The sequence below is a fragment of the Bradyrhizobium sp. T-1 genome (assembly GCF_053592855.1).
The window spans coordinates 886,739-907,269 of the sequence record NZ_CM132115.1; the positions used below are offsets into that span (position 1 = coordinate 886,739).

The following is a 20,531-nucleotide window of genomic DNA, read 5'->3' on the forward strand; positions in this document are numbered from 1 at the left end:
GCCGTCGCAATGGTCCAAAAGCCCACGGCCTGTCCTTACCCGGGTTCGCTCCATGAAGCTTTCGACCGTTACCCCCGCCGATATCCGCCGTGCGCTGCTGTTGCGCGAGGAAATCGCGCTGCTCGATCTCAGGCACGAGGCCGCCTTCGCCACTGGTCATCCGCTGTTCGCGGCCAACATGGCTGTGGACCGGATCGAGATCGAGGCCACGGTGCGGCTGCCGCGTAAGGATGCGCCGGTCGTCCTCTTTGATGACGGTGAGGGACTGATCGCAGCCGGCGCCGAACGGCTGGCTGCGCTTGGCTACAGCAAAGTCCGTGCGCTCGATGGTGGTCTGAAAGCGTGGCGGGCGGCGGGCTATGAGGTGTTCGAGGACGTCAACTCCTACTCAAAGGCGTTCGGCGAGCTGGTTGAGGCACGTCGCCACACGCCGTCGTTCAGTGCCGACGAAGTGGCAAAACTGATCGCTGACAAGGCCAATATCGCCATCCTCGACGTTCGCCGCTTCGACGAATACGCGACCATGAACATTCCGGGCTCGGTCAGCGTGCCCGGAGCGGAGCTGGTGCTGCGGGCCGGCCAGGCCGCGCCCGATCCCGACACCACCATCATTGTCAATTGCGCCGGCCGCACCCGGTCAATCATCGGCACCCAGTCGCTGATCAATGCCGGCGTGCCCAACAAGGTGCGGGCGCTGCGCAACGGCACAATCGGCTGGACGCTGGCGCGACACACGCTCGCGCATGGGGCCGACCGGCGCGGTGCGATCGGCTCATTCGAGAACGGCCCGGCCAACGCCCGCGACGTGGCCTATCGTGCCGGCGTCCGCCATATCGGCGCGAACGAGATGTCGGCGTTGGTCGCCGAGACCTGTCGCACTCTCTATCGGTTCGACGTCCGCGACGCGGAGGACTATGCGGCCGGTCATCTCCCGGGCTTCCGCCACTATCCCGGCGGCCAGCTCGTCCAGGAGACCGACATGGCCGCGCCGGTGCGCGGTGCGCGCATCGTCCTGACCGACGACAAGGGCGTGCGCGCCGACATGACGGCGTCCTGGCTCGCGCAGATGGGCTGGGAGGTCTATGTGCTCGAAGGCGGCTATGATGCCGGCACGCTCGAGGTCGGTCCGCCGCTCGTGCTGCCGAAGCCCGACCCCGCCCATCGCTACCGCCGCCCCTACGAGGGAACGGACATCGCCGAGCGCGCCATGCAGGCCTATCTCGACTGGGAATACGGTCTCGTCGACCAGCTCCGCCGCGACGGCACGCATGGGTTCTATGTGATCTGAGCGTGGGCGCCTTGATCCACCGGAGTCGTACGGATCGGACGGACCAGGCCTTGCCTCGCCGTGCGAATGATGGTCGATTTTAACCCGAATCAGTTTTGCGTTCTGCCCAGACATCCCGGGTTCCGGGATCCCGCCGCGACGGACGCAAATGGCCCACGACGCCGATACGATCGAACGACCAGCCTCGACTCAAGACACCACCGCAAGCGCCGCATTCCTGCGCAACTTGCCGGCGCCGGAACCGTCGATGGGCTCGGCCGCCTATGCCGACCAACGTGAGCGCGCGCTGGCCTTCGATCCGCGTCGCCGCGCCAACTACGACAAATATCTGCGCGCGCGGACTGATCGCAGAATCGTCGACTATCTGCCGATCAAGCTCGACATCGAGAATGTCAGCCGTTGCAACTTCCGCTGCACCATGTGCCAGGTCAGTGACTGGCACAAAGGCCAGCGTGCCGGCGACATGCCGCTCGACAGTTTCAAGGCACTGCTCGACCAGCAGTACGGCCTGATCGAGATCAAGCTCCAGGGCATGGGCGAGCCGCTGATGCATGGTGACGCATATCTCGCCATGCTGCGCCATGCGCGCGAGCGCGAGATCTGGGTGCGCACCACCACCAATGCCTCGCTGCTGCATCTGCGCGACAACTATCGCCGGCTGATCGACGCCGATCCGAACGAGGTGCAGATCTCGATCGATGGCGCCGACGAGGCGACGTTCGAGAGCATCCGCCGCGGCTCGGTGTTCTCGCGCGTCATCGCCAATTGCAAGCTGATCAACGCCTATTCCCGCGAGATCGGCGTCGACCGCACCAAGATGTGGGTCGTGGTGCAGCAATCCAACCGGCACCAGCTGCCGGCCTTCGTCGAGCTTGCCGCGGAAGCCGGCTTCACCAGCCTGGCCTTCTCGCTCGATCTCACCAATTGGGGCCAGGACAAATGGGAGGAGGCGCTGCGCGACATCGTCGCGGAGGATGCCTTCACCGAGGAGCTCTGCGACCGGCTGATGGCGCGCGGGCGCGAGCTTGGCGTGCGCGTGGCGTTCTGGAACGTCACCGACAAATATAGCTGGCGCAAGACCGACAAGCTTTGCCCGTGGCCGTTCGAGCGGCTCTATGTCTCCTCCGACATGCGCACCGTTCCCTGCTGCACCATCGCCAATCCTGAAGTTGTCGATCTCGGCAATGCCGAGGATCTCGTCGCGATCTGGCATGGCGAGGCCTACGAGACGTTTCGCCGGGATCACCGCGAGGGACGCATTCCCGAGGTGTGCCGCGGCTGCTATCGCGAAGGCGATCGCACCTAACTGGTTTCGCGGCCGTAACGATCGATCAGCGCCCCGATCTCCGACGGCTGGTAGCCGTAGCGCGCGATCGCGTGCGCGCTTGATAGCGTGAACGACGTGTTGGCCGGAGCGATCTCTTCGATTTTGGCTGATGCGCCAAGCGCCCGTGCCAGGCGTTCAATGATTTCGCGCACCGTCAGCGATCCCGCGGCGCCGAGCACCGCTGCGTCGAAGCCACCCCAGGGCTCGCAGGTCAGAACGGCGTGGACCAGTGCGGCGATGTCGTCGATATGAGCTGCGTTGTTGTAGAGCCGGTCGAGATGGAAGGCGTGTATCGGTTCGCCCGCCCGCAGCCGAGACGCGACGCCTGCGAGCCAATTCCGGTGCGCGCCCGGGCCAACGATTCCCGGCAGGCGCAGTGCCAGCGAAGAAAACTCGGCAGAGAGTTCGGCGAGCCGCTGCTCGGCGATGAGTTTGGATGCGCCATACGCGTCGGGATCGCGCACCGGCGTTGCCTCGTCGACCACGTCATGCTCGATCCGGCCGTAGTAGGAGAGCGAGGAGAAGAAGATGAAGCGGCCGACACCCCAGCGACCGGCCGCCTTGATCAACGCGAAACTCGCATCGATGTTGTCGCGAACCAGCGTCGCGACATCGACGCCCGGAGCCGGCGATGTCGCTGCAATGTGCACGATGGCATCGAACGGGCCGGCAAGCTTGCTTGCGTCGGCTAGGTCTATCCGCAGCAGCTCAAGCCGCGCGCCGCCGCGCAGAGGCGCAAGAAAATCCGTGTCGCGGCGATAAGTGCCGACGACATCATGGCCGCCGCTCGCGAGCCGGCGCGCCACCGTGCTGCCCGAGAAGCCGGAGACGCCGGTCACGAGCACGCGCATCGTCGCCCTCAGCCGATCGTGGCCAGGATCCGCCCGGGCGACAGGCCGTGTGCCGCGAGCAGATCGTTGGTCGAGCCGTAATTGTGGATGAAGGCGTCCTGCAGCGTGAAGGTATCGAGCCGGCAGGTGGCGCGAACGTCCCACGCGATCTGCTTCACCTGCGAGGCGAGCCCGCCCTGTGGCGCGTGCTCTTCGATCACGACGACGTGGCGGTGCTGTTGCAGGGCGGCCGCGATGCCGTCGCGGTCGAGCGGTTTTAGCGTGTGCGCCGAGACCAGCGAGACCGAGCGCCCCTGGGCCGCGAGCCTGTCGGCGATCTCGGTCGCCATCGCCGTGATCACGCCATAGGTGAGGATGCAGATGTCGCTGCCGCGCCGCAGGTAACGCAGCTTGCCGAACTGCCAGGCCTCGGCCTGCGCCGTCAGCACGGGCTCGCCGGCCTTGCCGATGCGCAGGTATACCGGGCCATTCTTCTGCCGCGCGCACCAGCGCGTGGCTTCAACGCATTCGAGGGGATCGCAAGGTGCGAGCACCTGCATGTTGGGCAGCGCCGAGGCGACCGCGATGTCTTCCTGCGTGTGATGCGTACCGCCCAGGGTCGAATAGATCACGCCCGCGCCCATGCCGACCACGGTGACGGGCAGGTTCTGGTAGCAGAGATCGTCGCGGATCATCTCGAACGGACGATAAAGGCTGAAGGTCGCGATGGTGTAGGCGAAGGGCTGGCAGCCCTTCAGCGCGAGGCCGGCTGCGATGCCGATCATGGTCTGCTCGGCGACGCCGACATTGATGAAGCGCTCGGGATACTCACTCGAAAATTTTCCCATGCTGCCGGCTGGCGAGATATCGGCGACGACGATGTAGACGTCCGGATTGGCGGTCGCTTCCTGGTACAGCGTCTCGGAAAAGGTGTTTCTCACGCCTGTGTCTCCAACTCGCGGATCGCCTGGGCATACTCGTCCTTGTTCGGCGCGCGGTAATGCCAGATCGGCGCGTTCTCCATGTAGCTGACGCCCTTGCCCTTGGTGGTGCGCGCCACCACCATCAGCGGCCGGTCGCCCTTGCGCGCCGACACTACCCGATGGATCGCCGCGGAATCGTGGCCGTCGATTTCGGCAGTCTCCCAGCCGAAAGCGTCGAACTTCGCAGCCAGCGGATAGAGCGAGGGATGGGTTTCGGAGGTGCGTCCAAGGCTTTGAAAGTCGTTGTTGTCGATGAAGGCGACGATGTTGGTCAGCTTCAGCGAAGAGGCCATCAGCACGGCCTCCCAGGTCGATCCCTCCTGGGTCTCGCCGTCGCTGAGCACGGTATAGATCATCCCGTCCCGGCGCTTGCCGCGCTCGGCCAGCGCCATGCCCACCACCATCGACAGGCCGTGGCCGAGCGAGCCGGTCGAGGCCTCGATGCCGGGATTGCCATAGTCAGGATGCACGCCAAGGCGGCCGTGCGGCGTGCAATAGGCGTCGAGGTCGGCCCGCGTGAGCACGCCGAGCTCTTCCAGCACGACGTACTGAATCATGCAGCCATGGCCCTTTGACATCAGGAAAGTATCGGGCGAGGACAGGCCCGGCTTGCGCATCAGCTCATTGTAGATGCCATCGACGATCTCGGTGCAGGAGAAGGCGCCGCCGATGTGCAGGGCCGAGACGCGCTGCGAGATGTCGAGGATGCGCCGGCGATAGCGCTGGCAGCGCGTCCGCGCCGCTCTTGCATCGAAGCTGGCTTGGGTCATGAAAGCGTCCTCATCCTACTCGATGATCGTCCAGAAATAATCGCCGGTATAGCCGGCCTCTTGGAAGAGCGCGATCCAGCCTTGCGGATAGTCGTGGAAACGGGCAGTCAGCACCCATTCCTCGAAAACCGCCTTCTGCTCCGGCGTGCGATAGGAGTCCACTTGCACGAAGGCGCGCCCGCCCGAGACACGCTGGATTTCCTTCAGCGCCTGGATGCAGCCGGCGCGGCCGAGATTGTGAATGGTGTTGAGCGAGATCGCGCACTTGAAGCTGTTGTCCGGAAACGGCAGCTCCAGCGCGTTGCCGAGATGCAGGCGGCCGATCGTCTCCGCCTCGCAATGCATCAGCGCGTAGCGGGAGATATCGAGGCCAAATGCTTCGATCCCCGGACAGGCGATCATGAAGTCCTTGACCAGAAAGCCCTTGGCGCAGCCGATATCGAGCACGCGGTCGCCAGGCTTCAAGGAGAAGTGTTCGATGAAATCCCGCGCCACCGGCAGCCAACGCCCGTCATAGCGATAGCCGCCATAGCCGTATTCGCGCGGGCCGTCGAAATAGGTCTCGCCATATTCGCGGGAGATGCGGATGTGTTCCTCGGTCTTGGCGGTGGCGCGCGCGGAGAGATTGCGCTTGCCGCGCGGCAGCTTGGAGAGGAGGTTTACCTCAGTCATAGCCATCATCCGGTTCGTGGTCACGACGTGCGCGCGCCGAGCGTGCGATAATCGAGGCCGGCCGCATGCGCGGCGGCAGCGTTGAGCACGCGATAGGGATCGAGAATCAGCCGCCCGCGCATGAGGCGCGCGAGTTCGGCGGGGGCGAGCTCGCGGAATTCCGGCCAGGGCGTCATGATCGCGAGCGCATCGACCTCGCGCGCGGCGTCGAGCGCATTCGATGCGGCTGTCAGCTTCGGATGCCGCGCGGCGGAGGCGGGCACGGCCGGATCGAACGCACGCACCGGCCATGCCGCGAGCTGCGCGATCAGCGCCAGTGCCGCCGAGTTCTTCACCGAATGCGTATTTTCCTTGTAGGCGAGGCCGAGCACGCCGATCTGCGCTTGCGGCGCTGTTGCCAGCAACGCCTCGTGCAACTCGCGCAGCGCCCAGTCCTTGCGATGGGCGCTGTTGGCGACGATGGCACGGATCATCCCGGCATCGGTGCCGTGCTGCTCCGACAGCCGCATCACTGTGGCGAGGTCGCGCTCGATATTGCCACCGGCAAGCCCCAGCCCCGGCGCGAGATAAGCATGGGGGCCAATGCGCGCGTCGAGCTTCAGCGCGGGCGCGATCTCGGACCAGTCGGCGCCGACACGCTCGCAGAGCTCGGCAAGTGTGTTGGCGGTGGTGACCGACGCCGCCAGCGCGCAATTGATGGAGATCTTTGCCAGCTCGGCGCTCTCCAGCCGCATCGGCAGCAGCGGGCAGCCGAAGGATTCGAGGAAGCTCCGCCACGCCGAAGGCAATGGTGCATCCGGATCGACGCAACCGAGAATAAAGCGTTCAGGCTTGGTCGCGCGCTCAACTGCGCGGCCGAACACCAGCGTCTCGACCTGATAGAGGATGGTGCGGCCGGGACGCTGCCGCGCGCGGGTAAATCCCGGCGGCACCTGGCTGAGGATGACGATAACAGCATCATCGCGTGTGTTCGTAAGCACAATGTCGAGCAGGGCGTCGATGCCGCCGAGGTCGCTGACGCCGGCGCCATCGGTGGGCACGTCGGGGGCGACATAGACGAGGTCGCAGGCGTGCAGCGTCGTTGCATCCGCAGAGAAGTCGATGCGGTCGCGGTGCGCGCGCAGGAGATCGTCGAGCGCAGGCTCGCGCACCGGTAGGTCGCCCGCAGAGATGCGGCGAGTCAGGGATGCATCGGCATCGAAGCCGAGCGTCGCAAAACCCTGGGCGGCTGCGGCGATCGCCGAGCAGAGGCCGAGATGGGTCATGCCGGCATAGGCGATGCGGGGCCGGGTCATGCGGCGCTTCCCGCCTGAATTTCCTGACCGAGCCGCGTCAGCGCGCGATGCAGCCAGATGTCATTGGAAAGGTCGGTCTCCGCGCGTGCTTCGCAGAGCTGCTTGAATTGAGCATACTCGAGTGCCCAGGTCGGATCGTCCTGCACCAGGATCTGGCTCTCTTCCGGCGGACGGCCGCTCGGCAACACGCGGGTGCGGTGGATGAAGCTGCTCGGCCCCCATTTACACAGCGACTCGATATGCGCCGAACCGTGTTCGGCGAAGACGTCGCAGGTAAAATGGTTGCGCCAGGACAACAGCGTCATCTCGAGCTCGATCTGCGGGCGCCCCTGTGTGGCGATCACCACGTGATCCGGCGCGCGATTCTCGAACCGCTCGGCCGACACGATGCGGAACTTGTCGGCGAGGTCGCCGAACCAGAAGCGCGCGGTGTCGAGCAAATGCGAACCGAGATCGCCGAGCACACCATCGCCGGTATCGCGCCAGGCCGAGCTGCGCACCAGCCGGGCGGTGCCGTTGCCGTAAAACATGCGGCAGCGGTAGATGGCGCCGAGCTTGCCGGATTGCAGCAGGTCGCGCATCCGCACGAAATGGGGCTCGAAGCGATGGTTATAGGCGGTCACGCAGAACGCGCCCGTGCGGCGTGCGAGCGCTTCGAGCGCGCGAAGGTCGTCGCCGTTTACGGCAAATAGCGGCTTCTCCACCAGCACATGCTTGCCGCGCTCGAGCAAGTAACGCAGCAACTCGATCTTAGGGGTATCAGGTGTGCAGACAATGGCCGCATCGAAGCGATCGAGAGGCGCATCTTCGAGACGGCGCCAGTCGGCCTCAGGCGCCACCGGATCGACGATGCCGACCGCGTCCTCGCTCGCGACCTTGAGACGCTTGTGGCCCTGAACTCCGTACCCGACGATGATGACTTTCATCGCGGCCTCAGCGGTACTGCGCCTGCCGCTCGAGACGGTCGATCTTGTTGAGGATGTCGTTCGGGGCGGTCGGCACGTTGCCCTGGTGCTCGCAGGCGACCGCAGCGGAGAGCGAGCCGAGCACGGCGGCGATCACGGCATTGCCGGTAAGATACATCGCCGGTGCAGCATAGGCGAGCAGGGCGTCGCCGGAGCCGACGGCATCGACGACGTTGTCGGCAAAGCTGTCGACGGCGAAGAACGAACGGACGTCCTCGTCGCTCTTCGGCTCGCCGCGGAAAGCCATCAGGCCGCGCGGACCGAGCTTGAGCAGCAGCGTCTTGCAATGCGTCTGGCGGTACAGCTCGGTGCCAAGGGGGCGCACCACCGAGTCCTGGTCCCCGAGCGCGAAGCGCGCCTCGCGCTCGTTCGGCGTGATCAGATCAAAACCCTGGAATTCGAGGATGTTGCCCCAGCGGCTGGCGACCTGCGAATCGGCAACGCGGAAGGCGGTCTTCGGGATCGCCTTGACCAGATGCGGAATGGTCTCGCGATTGAAGATCCCGTGGCGGAAATCCGTGAACACGACGATGTCGGCCGGTACCGACGCGATGCGATCGATCAGCGTGCGGCGAATGCGCTCGGGGATCGGCCGGTTGTCGACGCGGTCGACCTTGAGCAGATGGTGGCCCGCGGCGACGATGACATCCTTGTTGGTCGTCGGTCGGTTCGGATCAATCACCGCGTGGAAATCGATGCCGGTGGCGCCGAGGTCCTGCTTGACGAATTCCGCAGTGGCATCTTCACCGAGCACGGTGGAGAAAGTCACCCGTGTGCCCGCACTGGCGAGATGTTTCGCCACGATGCCCGCGCCGCCGACGAAATCCTGCTTCTCCTCGAAGCGCACGCTCATGGTCGGCGTCTTGGTGCCGCCGCCGATCACGGCGCAGCGCGTATAGGTGTCGACGATGGTGTCGCCGATGACGTGAACGCGCAGATCGTGAAACCGGTCGAGCACGTCGCGCAGGCTGTCGAAATCGAGGTGCTCGGCATAGAGCAGGGTGAGGAGCTTCTCGGTCGCGATCGAAGGCGGCGACGTCTCGATGATGTGCGAGGACGAGAACACGATATCGCCGGGCGTGAAGATCAGCTCGCCGCCATAGGCTTCGACCGCTTCCTTCTCCTCGGCAGTGCGCGGATGCAGCCCGGCCGCGGTGTATTCGTAGCCCTTGGCGAAGATGTCGGGCTCGATCAGGCGGATGTTGTCGATCGGCGTCGGCTTCGGGTCGATCATCACGTAATCGACCGCCTCGAGTGCGGCGAGGTTGAAGGCGCGTAGCTCTTGCGGCACGAAGGGCCGGAAGTTCGCCTTCAGGATATGTGCATCCGCCGTGAGGCTAGCGATCAAAATGTCGCCTTTGCTCTTGGCGTAGAGCAGATGGCGGACATGGCCGGGATGCACGACGTCGAACGTGCCGTGGCACATGATGACCTTGCGGACGCGCGGACGGCGGCCGATCATCGCGGCGATCTCGGCCGCGCTCTTCAGCTTGTGGCTCACCATCCGATGCGTCGCATCGTCCATCATGCCGGCGTTCCCTTGGTCGCAAGCGCGTTGAACCATGCCGAGGTCGCTGCGGCAATGGAGTCGGGGTTCCACAGCGGCGCATCGCGCCAATAGTCGATCTCGGCGAGGATGCGGCGGACGCCTTCCTCGAAGCTGACTTTCGGTTCCCAGCCGAGCTCGCGACGGATCTTTGCGATGTCGGCAAAGGTGCAGTCCGGTTCGCCCGGCCGTTTCGGAATGTGGATCACGGGCCCGCCGAGCAGGGCCACCAAATGGTTGACCGATTGCGGATTGCCAGCGCCGAGGTTCCAGATTTGGCCCGTGAGCTCGGTCTCGCCGGCACGGAGGAACGCATCGGCGACGTCGCTGGCATAGACGAAATCGCGCCTCTGGGTTCCGTCGCCGACCACCGTGAAAGGCTTGCCGGCGAGCTTCTGCCGCAGGAACACGCCGAACACCGCGCCATAGGCGCCCGAGGTGCGCGAGCGCGTGCCATAGGCGTTGAAGATGCGGATGACGTTGACCGGGAGCTTGTACACGGCATGCCAGTGCAGCACGGCCTGCTCACCCTGATACTTGCTCAGCGCGTAGGGATATTGCGGCGAGATCGGGTGGTCCTCGCGGGTCGGCGTTGCGGCCAATCCGTAGCAGGAGGACGACGCCGCATAGACGAGCTTGCGAACATGGGCCTGTCGTGCGCATTCCAGCACCTGCGCGGTGCCCTGCACGTTCACCGACATGTAGTCGAGCGGGGATTCGATCGAGGGTACGATGTCGCCGATGCCTGCGAAGTGGAACACGCGGGTGACGTCGCGGAACAGCGTGCCGCCTGGCTGCACATCGCGAATGTCGCCGCGTTCGAAGGTGAGATCGCTATTGTTGGCATGCGCGGCGAGATTGGCCTCGCGGCCGCCGACGAGATTGTCGATCACGCGCGCCCGGTAGCCCCGCGCCAGCAACAGCTCGACCATGTGGCTGCCGATGAAGCCGGCGCCACCTGTCACCAGCGCGGTCGGACGCGCACTCACCTGGCCCCGAGCTTCTTCATGGTGCGGACGTTGTAATACCAGTCGTTGTCAAAGCTGTTCGGCAGCAGATGGTTGACGAAGGCGCGAGTAAGGTCGCGCATCGCGTCCTCGATCGTCCGCGCAGGAGCGTAGCCGAGCACGCGGCGAATCTTGTCGGAATTGACGTGATATGAGCGGTTGTCGTCCGAAGGCGTGGTGACGATGCCGATGTCGCGGCGGCCGTTCGCCTCCACCACGGATTTCACCATGGTGGCGAGATCGGCGATCGAGTGGTTCTCGAAGCCGATATTGAAGGTCTCGCCGTGGATCTTGTCGTGTGGCGCGGTCAGCATCAGCCGGTAGGCGTCGACCATGTCCTCGATATGGAGGTTGGGCCGCATCTGCTTGCCGCCGAACACGGTGATGAGGCCCTTGTTCACGGCGTGGTTGGTAAGGATGTTGACGGAGAGGTCGAGCCGCGTGCGCGGGCTGTAGCCGCAGATCGTCGCGGGACGCACCGTCACGCAGGTGAAGTCGTCGGTCTTGTGCTTCCACAGCAGGGGCTCGCACATGCCCTTGAACTTGTTGTAGAGCGTCAGCGGCACCAGAGGATGCTCTTCAGTGACGTCAGGCGCGTCGCTGACACCGTAAACGGAGCTCGTCGAGCAATAGACGAAACGCTTCACGCCCGCCTTGCGCGCCGCGACCACCATCGGCTCGAAACAGTCATAGTTGATGGTCTTGGAGAGGTTCTCGTCGAGCTCGAAGCTTGCATCGTTGGAGATACAGGCGAGATGCAGCACCGCATCCTGGCCTTTGAGATGCGTGGCGAGCTTGGCGGTGTCGCGGATGTCACCCTGCTCGACGCGCAAGTTCGGATGGTTCGGCAGCCGCGAACCGAAGAACAGGAGATCGTAGACGGTGACGTTGTAGCCGTCGGCGAGCAGGCGGGGGACCAGGACATGGCCGACATATCCGGCGCCGCCGGTGACGAGGACGTTCTTGAGCATTGCAATCCGGTGTCGTTAACGATCGATACGGCCGACCACGCGCTTGCGGGCCGGCTTGCGCGGTGACAGCTCGTAGCCTGCCGCCAGCGCGTCATTGCGGAACATGGCGACGGTCTCGCGCGAGTAGACGTCGAGATCCTTGCCGACCAGATCGAATTTCTTCAGCAGGTCGGCGGAGAGCGTGATGATGTGGCAGCCGATGGCGTCGGCCTGGAACAGGTTGAGCAGCTCGCGCGGGCTGGCCCAGAGCAGTTGCGCGGCCGGACGATCAGCCAGGATGTCCAGCGCCGCCGACATCATCGCGACAGGATCGCGACCGGTGTCTGCGATGCGCCCGGCGAAGACCGAAACAATGGCCGGCGTGTTGGCGTCGAGGACGTCACGGACGCGCTCCACTTGGCTTAGTGTAAGAATGGCAGTGACGTTGACCTTCACGCCCTTGCGCGCCAGTTCCGCTATCGCAGGGCCGCAGAACTCGCCGCGGGTGGTCGTCACCGGGAGCTTCACGTAAACATTCTGCCCCCACGAAGCGATCTCGCGGGCTTCATGGGTGATGGTGGCGAGGTCGTCGCCCAGCACCTCGAAACAGATCGGCCGGTCGCGCACCATCTGCAGCGCCGCGCAGCCGAAGGTGCGATAGTCGCCGACGCCTGCCGCGCGCATCAGCGACGGGTTGGTGGTGAAACCCTTGATCCGCGGATCGAGCGACGTGCGCTGGATCGTTGCGAGATCCGCGCCGTCACCGAAGATCTTGATGTTGAGCGCCTCGATGCTCGGTGCATTCATGTTGCGTAAGCCCCTTCAGCCTGTCGCCCGCTGGATCCATCGCCCGAGGCCCAGCGTGGCCAAATCACACCCATCTGCGTTTGCGCCGGACGCATTCCGCGCAAACAAGACGACTCACGCACGACACAACATTACCTCTCCAGGAGTCACCAAGCCAGCGCTTCACCATTTGGTGGCGTTGCGCTGCAACTTCGGATGCGAGACCAGGCAATGCCAAACCACGGCCTGGAACGCTTCGGCATGCGGCGTGACACGCTGCTCTGACGCAGTGGGAATCACGACGACGACGTCGCCGGCCTGTTTCGCATAGCCACCGTCGCGGCCGACGATGCCGAGCACGCGTGCGCCTTTCGCCTTTGCCTCCTTCACCGCCGCGACGATGTTGGGGCTGACATTGCGCTCGAGATTGCCGCCACCGACCGAGAGAACCAGGATGGCGTCGCGCGATCCGATACGGCTGACCTTCAGCCATTCCACAAACACGCTCGGCCAACCCTCGTCATTGATGCGGGCGGAGAGTTCCGAGACGTTGTCGGTCGGAGCGTATGCCTCGATGCCGCACAGCTTGCGGAAGTCGTTGACGGCGTGGCTCGCATTCGCGGCACTGCCGCCGACGCCGAGAATGAACAGCCGGCCGCCCCGCTCCCGCAAGGCCACGAGCTCGCCGCAGAGCGCCTCGATCTCGCCTGGCGGCAAGGCCTGCGCGATGTCGCAGACCTCTCGCAAATATTCGGCGACGTGTTCCACCTTCGCAACCGGGCTCGTTTGTGCTTCGTCGAGCCTGGCGTGCGGGCCAGCCGGCGAATCGCCGCTGATCTGGTTATCCCGCTGCGAATCCCGACGCACGTTCAAAACCGCTGCAACCCGCGCCACCGTAGTCTTACTGTGTCCGCGTATTGCTGATCCATGTCGTGTTCTGAGTCGATTCGGGGCTGCCGACGATAGGCCGGAGATAGTTATCAACAGGTCGTATGCCTGGATGGCTCCCGCAGGGCGCGAAGAGGGCTGCGAACGGCCGCTGGCCTTGATCGACGGCTCGCTTAAGCTATCACGCGCTGATTCCATCCCGCGGCCAGATACCGGCGGCGTGGAACACGAAACACATCTCCAGCCGGTGAAGCGCCATGAGCAGCGATCGTGCCGACGACGTCCCCCCGGAGTCCGCGACCGGGATCAGGCCGCTCAACCGTGAGCCCTGGGTCGAAATCGCCGATGGCGCCGCACTCGCGAGCTGGTCGGCGGAAGACGAGATCCGCTACAACCAGCAGAACCGGCAGAGCGAGAAGCTGAGATTCTTCCGCCAGGTCTTCGACTTCCTGAAGGAGAACGAGATCGCCGGCGATTATCACGAATTTGGCTGCCACCGTGCGCGTACCTTCCGCATGGCGCTGACGGAGGCGCGGCGCAAGAACCTCGACGACATGGCGTTCTGGGCGTTCGACAGCTTTGCCGGCCTGCCTGCGCCGGAGACCGAGACCAGCGTCGGCAAATGGACGCAAGGCGCGCTCGCCACCTCGGAACAGGAGTTTCTGCGCCTGATCGGCGAGCACGGCATCTACACGGACAAGGTGCGCACGGTGAAGGGTCTCTATGGCGATTCGCTCACGTCCGCGCTGAAACAGCAGTTCGAAAGCAGCGGGCGCAGAATCGCACTCGCGAACATCGACTGCGATCTCTATGAATCCGCCGTCCCCGTGTTCGATTTCATCGAGCCGCTGCTTCAGGCCGGGTCGGTGCTCTATATCGACGATCTCTTCGTCGGGAACCGCGGCAATCCCGGCCGCGGCCTGGCAAAAGCCTTCGTCGAATACCGTCAGCGCTCACGCTGGCGCTTCGTGCGCCATCTCGACATCGGCTGGTGGGGGCGGTCCTATATCGCGTCAGACACCGAATCGGATCTGATCTGATCTGCTCTAGGGATCGAACAGGCTGGCGATGGGGCCGGGTGTGTTCACGCCATGTGCGCGGAGCGTGTAGACGGGTCCGCGAAATCCCATCGCCGCGATTTTGCGCGCGATCTCGGCATCATGCAAATAGGCCGCGATGACGACGGCCGCCATGCCGGCAAGGCGTTCGCTACGCGGCGGCTCGATCGTGATCTCGCCGGCCGGGCCGTAAACGCAGCGTCCTGCATAGGAGGCGGTGTCGTCGAACATGGCGGCGAACGGAGTGGTCTCCTGATAGAGGCCGAGCAGCGCCTGCGCGTAGGCATTGGCGCCGTAAAGCACAATCGGACCGTCGATCGCGGCGAGGCGCTGCGCTCCCCGCGCGCGCCGTTCGGCCAAGGCCGCTGCAAATTTCGAGGGCGAAACATCGGAAGATGCCTGGGCCTCGTGTACGAGCGGCTTCGCCGCACGCAGCAGGAAGCCCATGTCGTGCCCCTGCTTGATGTCGAAGACCTCAGCAATTGCAAAGCCGGCGCGCGCAAGCAGCAGCTCCATCTTGGCGCGGCGATAGTAGTGCACGTGCGGATAATGGAAATCGACGATCGAATGCCGGCGCAGGATGTCGTCGGCGCTCGGGAGCTCGATATAGGCGATGCCGTCGTCGGCAAGGCTTACGCGAAGCGCGGCCAGGAACGGCGCGGGCTCCGGCACATGCTCGATGACCTGTCGGCACACGACAGCATCAAATCGGCGTCCGGCCAGCGCGGTGACCGGGAACATCGCGCGGTGCAGCGTTACGCCGGTGCCGGCAAAGCGCTCCGGCCCGAGCGCGCGGCTGGGTTCGACCAGATCGACGCGCGCTGATCGGCGCGCCAGCGCCAGCGACAGCGCACCGCCCCCGCCACCGACCTCGAGCACGGCGGGAGCCTGCTTCAGGTGCCGCATGATCAGCCCCGCGGTCTCGTCCACAGCGGCAATCATGCCGGGGCTCACGGGCTCGTTGGTCAATACCAGCGCGCCATAGAGCTCGTCGGCCGCGTCAGTGTCGAAGGCGCGGTTGGAGAGATGTCCGCAGTGGCTGCAGGCGGCGATGTCGAGTTGGCCGAAGCCGCTTGCGGCATCCATTCCGGCCGGACGCACCGCATGCGTCGGTGCGCGCGCCACCGACCATATCGTTGCCGCGTCGCCCGATCCGCAGACGACGCAGCGATGCGGCGTGGCGGCGGGCGTACTCATCTAGCGCCAGGCCTCGATCGGCACCGGATGGTCGCGGCCGCCTTCGGCGATCTGGCGCGCCATCACCATCGCCTGCTCGAGGCAGTCGTCGATGTCGAGGCCGTAGCGATAGCTGCCGGCGCGGCCGATCGAATAGACGTGGTCGGGCATCAGCGCGTAATATTTGCGCGCAAGTTCCTGCTCGGACTTGAAAGGCAGCGGATAGTGCTTGCCGTTGTGCGAGGGGATCTCCATGCCGACGAGGCTCGTCGGCGATTTGTGGTGCGTGAACTTCTTGTACTCGACGAGCCGTGTGAACGCCTCGTCGTTGGCGTAATAGAGGAAGTAGACGTGCTCGGGGAAGACGTGCTCGGTCGGCAGCACGATCTTGTGGAAGTCGCGGCCGATGAAGGCGAGTTCGCCATGGCAACGGCCGAACGGCTCGTCCGGTGAGATGGTCGAGATGATGACGTCGTAGCTATGCTTCTCGCCGCCGAACCAGACCGCGCGGGCCGGCAGATCGTAGCGCTCGATGCGGGTCGACAGCAGCACGCGCGCGCCTTCGGTCGCGACGTCAAAATAGCGGTCGTAACCGTCCTCTGCATGCGGGTAGGCCGACCATGCGGTGTCCCACGCCGCACGCGAGCCGCTCTTGATGGTGACGCCCTTCGGCGACCAGTTGAACGTGTCGATGCGCTTGTTGTCGTCGACCAGCCACATCTTCTTGTTGTACTTGTCGATCAGCTTGTCATAGAGCGTCTGGCCGACCGAGCCGACCCAATATTCCTCGAGATTCTTGGCTTCCGCGACGCCGAGCGCCGACTGGCGCTCCGCAGCGATCTTGGCGCTGTCCGGCATCCGCGCGATGTCGTCCTCGTGGATCGGATAATTGTAGAAGGCGTTGTCGCGCTCGACATAGGTGATGAACTGGTGGTCGGCACAGGAGCGCAAGGGAACGATCGCGTCCATGTAGTCGTACACGGCGCGGTTCTGAGTCAGGAAGTGGCGCGGGCCGAAGGTGTAGGGATGGCCGCCATACCAGAAGGTACGCACGCCGGCGCCGAGAAACGGCGCGGCTTCCACGATCGTAACATCCCATCCACCCAGCTTCATGAGCTGATGGGTCGCCGCGCAGCCGGCAATGCCGCCGCCGATCACCAGAGCTGTCTTCATCGGTCCGGTCCAGTCCCCACGCGAATCGAGATCATGCCGGTATCGGCGAACGGCCGGACCGCGTCAATCGGGCCGGCCGGCTTGTCCGGTATTCCCTAAGGATGCGCCACGCAGAAGGCGACGGCCTCGCCGACGTCTGAAAACATCCGGTCGGGCGCCGGCAACGTGCGATCCGGATAGCGCTCGACGTCGCGGCAGGCAAAGCCGGTCCGCACGCCATAGCTCTTCAACCCCATCGCGTGCCCGGCACCGATGTCGCGCAGGCTGTCGCCGATCAGCATGGAGCGGCTGACATCGATGCCGAAATCGTCAACGGCCCTCCGCAGGAGCAGTGTTCCGGGCTTGCGGCAATCGCAGGTGATCTGGAAATCCGTCGCGCCGCCCGGCGTTCCCCGCTCCGGATGATGCGGGCAGAAATAGATGGCATCCACGATGCCACCGTCTTCGGTCAGCAAAGCGCGAAGCCGCGCAAAAATCGTCTCCAGGCCGGCGAGTGTGACAAAGCCCTTTGCCACCTGGGCGCGGTTGGTGACGATGATCGCGAGGTAACCGCCCTCTCGCGCGGCCCGCACGGCCGTGCCTGCGCCCGGGATCAGCCGGATGTCGTCCGGCCCCAGCACACCATGGCCGCCGGGCTCCTCGTTCAGCACGCCGTCGCAGTCGAAGAAGATGGCTGGGCGCATGGGTGTTCCAGTGGGTTCGGTATGCTTGTAGTGCGGCGCCCGGATGGAGTGAAAGCGAAATCCGGGTTTCATGCCTATTGTGCTGTGCGTCGTCCGCGGTCTATGTGCTGCGCCAAAGCCGCCATTCATGGAGATACTATGCCAGCCCCAGGCCAAAGCCCTGAGCGGAGCGCTAAGGCGCTGCTGCTTGAAGGTGTCAACGACAGCGCTGTGGATCTGTTCAGGAGCGCGGGTTTCACCAATGTCGAGCGCCTGACCAAGGCGTTGGACGGCGAGGCGCTGCGCCAGGCGCTCAAGGGCGTCTCGCTGCTCGGCATCCGCTCCCGTACCCAGATCACCGACGAGGTGTTGGCGGCCACCGACGGGCTGCTCGCAGTCGGCTGTTTCAGCGTTGGCACCAACCAGGTCGATCTGCTCGCGGCGCGCAAGCGCGGCATTCCCGTGTTCAACGCGCCGTTCTCCAACACGCGCAGCGTCGCCGAGCTCGTGATCGGCGAGATCGTGATGCTGCTGCGGCAGATCTTTCCGCGCTCGGTATCGGCCCATGGGGGCGGCTGGGACAAGTCCGCGGCCGGCAGCCGCGAGGTGCGGGGCCGCACCCTCGGCATCATCGGCTACGGCAATATCGGCTCGCAGCTCTCGACATTGGCCGAAGCCATGGGCATGCGGGTGATCTACTACGATCGCACCGACAAGCTCCGCCACGGCAACACCGAGCCGGTCGAGAAGCTGGAAGAGCTGCTGGTGCAGAGTGACGTGGTCAGCCTGCACGTGCCGGAAACGCCGGAGACATCAGGCATGATCGGCGAGAAGGAGCTGCGGGCGATGAAGCCAGGCTCGTTCCTGATCAACAACAGCCGCGGCACGGTCGTCGATCTCGATGCGCTCGCAGGCGCACTGCGCGACGGCCACATTGCCGGTGCCGCGATCGACGTCTTTCCCGTCGAGCCCTCCTCGAACTCGGAGCGCTTCAAGAGCCCGGTGCAGGGCCTCGGCAACGTCATCCTCACGCCGCATGTCGGCGGCTCGACCGAAGAGGCGCAGGAGCGCATCGGCGGCGAGGTGGCGCGCAAGCTGGTCGACTATTTCATCACGGGATCGACCATGGGCGCAGTGAATTTCCCGGAGGTGCAGCTGCATTTGCGCCCCTCCGGCGTGCGCTTCAGCCACGTCCATCGCAACGTGCCGGGCATGCTGCGCCGGTTGAACGAGGTCTTCCTCCAGCGCGATATCAACATTGCCGCGCAATATCTGGAGACCGCCGGTGACCTCGGCTACGTCGTGCTCGACGCCGATCTCGGCGGCCAGGATTCAGGCGCGCTGCTGGCGCAGATCCGCGGGCTCGAAGGCACCATCGGCGCGCGGCTGGTGTTCGAGCACTAGCGCTCTGTTGACGGCCGGCAGAAGGTCGCATTGAATGCGGCCTGCTGACGGATTGAACTACAACAGAAAATCCCGGGATGGAAACGATGACGCTATCGAGCGCGAAGCTTTGCGCATGGCTCGTGGGGACGGCGACTGCGCTGGGTGCGACCGGCGCGTTTGCGGCGACACTGGCGGAGGATGCGGACACCGTCTGCAAGGGCCTCGTCGGCAGCGCCGACGCCGTCAAGATCGACGCCGCGACGTTGCAGACCGCGTCTCAGCTCGCGGTCGCCGAGCGCGGACCGACGCCGTCGGGGCGCATCACGCCGGCCAACCCCGTCTTCTGCAAGGTGCTCGGCCAGATCGAGCCGGTCGATCCCAAGGCGCCCCCGGTCAAGTTCCAAGTCAATCTGCCGGTCGAATGGAACGGGCGCTCGGTGCAATATGGCGGCGGCGGCTTCAATGGCGTGCTGATCACCGGACTGGCGCTGCCGCCGGCCTATCCCTTCGACAAGCCGTCGCCGCTCGCGCGCGGCTTCGTCACCTACGGCACCGATTCCGGCCATGAGTCCAAGCCGGGCGAGCCGCCGCAACTGTTCGCCTTGAATGACGAGGCGTTCGAGAATTTCGCCCACCGCGCCTACAAGAAGGTGCGCGACACCGCAGTCGCACTGATGCAGCGCGCCTACGGCAAGAAGCCGGACAAGATGTACTTCATGGGCTCGTCCGAAGGCGGCCGCGAGGCCCTGACCATGGCGCAGCGCTATCCCGACGATTTCGATGGGATCTTTGCCCGCGTGCCCGTCATCAATTGGGTCGGCTTGCAGCATGCCGGTACCCGCTCCGGCCTCGTCACCATGGGCGAGGGCTGGATCAATCCGGCGCAGGTCAGGCTCGTGGGCGACGCCGTACGGGCGGCCTGCGACAAGGCGGACGGATCCGACGATGCGCTGGTGCAGGACCCCGTGGGCTGCAAGGCTGCGTTCAAGGTCGAGACACTGCGTTGTGCCGACGGCAAGAGTGGCGATCAGTGCCTCACCGACGCTCAGATCAAGGCGGTCGACACACTGCACGCCACCTACAAATTCCCGTTCGCGCTCGCCAACGGGCTCGACGATTATCCGGGCTGGGGCGTCTCGGGCGAGGATACGCCGGCGGCCGGGCCGACCGGCGGCTGGATGGCATGGTGGCTTGGTGCGGCGCCGCCGGTGCAGCCGCCTGCGCCCAACAACGGCATCGCCTGGATCTATGGGGCGGGCGGAATTCGATATGTGTTCGCGCGCGATCCCAATCTCGACGTCACCACCTACAAGGTGGAGGAGCACAAGGCGCGGCTGCTCGAGGTCTCGAGCCTGATGGATTCGACCGATCCCGATCTCAGCCGCTTCCGCGCTCGCGGCGGCCGGCTGATCATGCTCGAGCACATGGCCGATTATGCGCAAAATCCGTATGCTGGCATCCGTTATTTCGAGAGCGTCGAGCGCAAGCTCGGCAAGGCCGAGACGGCGGAATTCGCGCGGCTCTACACCGCCCCCGGCGTCGACCATGTCGGCTCCGGCGCGCCTGCCAATGTCGATATGCTGAGCGTGCTGGTCGACTGGGTCGAGAAGGGAACCGCGCCCGGTGACCTCGAAGTCACCGAGCAGAAGGTCGAAGCACCGTCATTTTCGGTGTTGCGTGCGATGCCGCTGTGCCGCTGGCCGGCCTGGCCGCATTACAAGTCGGGCCCGGTGACGCAGGCGTCGAGCTTTGCCTGCGCGCCGTAACAG

19 protein-coding genes are annotated in these 20,531 nt (G+C 65.0%); 5 read left to right on the forward strand and 14 right to left on the reverse strand.

The window, feature by feature from the left end; all coding sequences use genetic code 11:
- The first annotated feature begins 52 nt into the window (after positions 1–52).
- Both ACWAT4_RS04230 and ACWAT4_RS04235 read left to right on the forward strand, forming a co-directional pair.
- The gene (locus tag ACWAT4_RS04230; protein ID WP_449729873.1) at positions 53–1,288 is read left to right on the forward strand and encodes a rhodanese-like domain-containing protein; all 1,236 of its coding nucleotides are present in this window, start codon (positions 53–55) and stop codon (positions 1,286–1,288) included.
- 148 nt (positions 1,289–1,436) lie between these two features.
- Positions 1,437–2,594 (forward strand): radical SAM protein, encoded by a 1,158-nt coding sequence (locus ACWAT4_RS04235; RefSeq protein ID WP_449729874.1) that lies wholly within the window; start codon positions 1,437–1,439, stop codon positions 2,592–2,594.
- On the opposite strand, the gene ACWAT4_RS04240 is transcribed toward ACWAT4_RS04235, so the two are convergent.
- The 11 genes from ACWAT4_RS04240 to ACWAT4_RS04290 form a co-directional block, all read right to left on the reverse strand.
- Positions 2,591–3,466 (reverse strand): NAD-dependent epimerase/dehydratase family protein, encoded by an 876-nt coding sequence (locus ACWAT4_RS04240; RefSeq protein WP_449729875.1) that lies wholly within the window; start codon positions 3,464–3,466, stop codon positions 2,591–2,593. The two genes, ACWAT4_RS04235 and ACWAT4_RS04240, sit on opposite strands and share 4 nt — an antisense overlap.
- Before the next feature lie 8 nt (positions 3,467–3,474).
- A complete protein-coding gene (locus tag ACWAT4_RS04245; RefSeq protein WP_449729876.1) occupies positions 3,475–4,386 on the reverse strand; it encodes a transketolase family protein in 912 nt (303 codons plus the stop codon).
- Complete coding sequence (locus tag ACWAT4_RS04250) at positions 4,383–5,198, reverse strand: transketolase (protein WP_449729877.1); 816 nt, start codon at positions 5,196–5,198, stop codon at positions 4,383–4,385. Before ACWAT4_RS04250 ends, ACWAT4_RS04245 begins: the two co-directional genes overlap by 4 nt.
- 15 nt (positions 5,199–5,213) lie before the next feature.
- Positions 5,214–5,870, reverse strand: a complete 657-nt coding sequence (locus ACWAT4_RS04255; RefSeq protein ID WP_212446181.1) for a class I SAM-dependent methyltransferase — start codon at positions 5,868–5,870, stop codon at positions 5,214–5,216.
- 20 nt (positions 5,871–5,890) lie between these two features.
- Positions 5,891–7,165: a nucleotide sugar dehydrogenase gene (locus ACWAT4_RS04260; protein ID WP_449729878.1), complete on the reverse strand. Its 1,275-nt coding sequence runs from the start codon at positions 7,163–7,165 to the stop codon at positions 5,891–5,893.
- A complete protein-coding gene (locus ACWAT4_RS04265; RefSeq protein ID WP_212446179.1) occupies positions 7,162–8,091 on the reverse strand; it encodes a Gfo/Idh/MocA family protein in 930 nt (309 codons plus the stop codon). Before ACWAT4_RS04265 ends, ACWAT4_RS04260 begins: the two co-directional genes overlap by 4 nt.
- 7 nt (positions 8,092–8,098) lie before the next feature.
- Positions 8,099–9,658, reverse strand: coding sequence for a PfkB family carbohydrate kinase (locus tag ACWAT4_RS04270; RefSeq protein ID WP_449729879.1), 1,560 nt, complete (start codon positions 9,656–9,658; stop codon positions 8,099–8,101).
- On the reverse strand, positions 9,655–10,665 hold the full coding sequence (locus ACWAT4_RS04275; RefSeq protein WP_449729880.1) for an NAD-dependent epimerase/dehydratase family protein: 1,011 nt from the start codon (positions 10,663–10,665) through the stop codon (positions 9,655–9,657). The genes ACWAT4_RS04270 and ACWAT4_RS04275 overlap by 4 nt, the downstream gene beginning before the upstream one ends.
- Complete coding sequence (locus ACWAT4_RS04280; protein WP_449729881.1) at positions 10,662–11,654, reverse strand: NAD-dependent epimerase/dehydratase family protein; 993 nt, start codon at positions 11,652–11,654, stop codon at positions 10,662–10,664. The genes ACWAT4_RS04275 and ACWAT4_RS04280 overlap by 4 nt, the downstream gene beginning before the upstream one ends.
- Positions 11,655–11,669: 15 nt before the next feature.
- Positions 11,670–12,440 carry a transaldolase gene (locus ACWAT4_RS04285; protein WP_449729882.1) on the reverse strand — a complete coding sequence of 257 codons (771 nt, stop codon included), beginning with the start codon at positions 12,438–12,440 and terminating at the stop codon, positions 11,670–11,672.
- 162 nt (positions 12,441–12,602) lie between these two features.
- Complete coding sequence (locus tag ACWAT4_RS04290; protein ID WP_349629518.1) at positions 12,603–13,286, reverse strand: SIS domain-containing protein; 684 nt, start codon at positions 13,284–13,286, stop codon at positions 12,603–12,605.
- 278 nt (positions 13,287–13,564) lie between these two features.
- Here ACWAT4_RS04290 and ACWAT4_RS04295 point away from each other — a divergent pair, with 278 nt between their 5' ends.
- Positions 13,565–14,347, forward strand: a complete 783-nt coding sequence (locus ACWAT4_RS04295; RefSeq protein WP_449729883.1) for a TylF/MycF/NovP-related O-methyltransferase — start codon at positions 13,565–13,567, stop codon at positions 14,345–14,347.
- Positions 14,348–14,353: 6 nt separating this feature from the next.
- Here ACWAT4_RS04295 and ACWAT4_RS04300 read toward each other — a convergent pair whose 3' ends face one another.
- From ACWAT4_RS04300 to ACWAT4_RS04310, 3 genes are all read right to left on the reverse strand, one after another.
- Entirely contained in the window at positions 14,354–15,562 is a 1,209-nt protein-coding gene (locus ACWAT4_RS04300; RefSeq protein ID WP_449729884.1) for a methyltransferase domain-containing protein, read from the reverse strand.
- The gene (locus tag ACWAT4_RS04305; protein WP_449729885.1) at positions 15,563–16,714 is read right to left on the reverse strand and encodes an FAD-dependent oxidoreductase; all 1,152 of its coding nucleotides are present in this window, start codon (positions 16,712–16,714) and stop codon (positions 15,563–15,565) included.
- Positions 16,715–16,809: 95 nt separating this feature from the next.
- Entirely contained in the window at positions 16,810–17,397 is a 588-nt protein-coding gene (locus ACWAT4_RS04310; RefSeq protein WP_449729886.1) for a D-glycero-alpha-D-manno-heptose-1,7-bisphosphate 7-phosphatase, read from the reverse strand.
- A gap of 138 nt (positions 17,398–17,535) precedes the next feature.
- On the opposite strand from ACWAT4_RS04310, the gene serA reads away from it, so the two are divergent.
- Positions 17,536–18,780: a phosphoglycerate dehydrogenase gene (serA, locus tag ACWAT4_RS04315; protein WP_212298603.1), complete on the forward strand. Its 1,245-nt coding sequence runs from the start codon at positions 17,536–17,538 to the stop codon at positions 18,778–18,780.
- 77 nt (positions 18,781–18,857) lie between these two features.
- Positions 18,858–20,528, forward strand: a complete 1,671-nt coding sequence (locus ACWAT4_RS04320; RefSeq protein WP_449729887.1) for a tannase/feruloyl esterase family alpha/beta hydrolase — start codon at positions 18,858–18,860, stop codon at positions 20,526–20,528.
- The last annotated feature ends 3 nt before the right edge of the window (positions 20,529–20,531 follow it).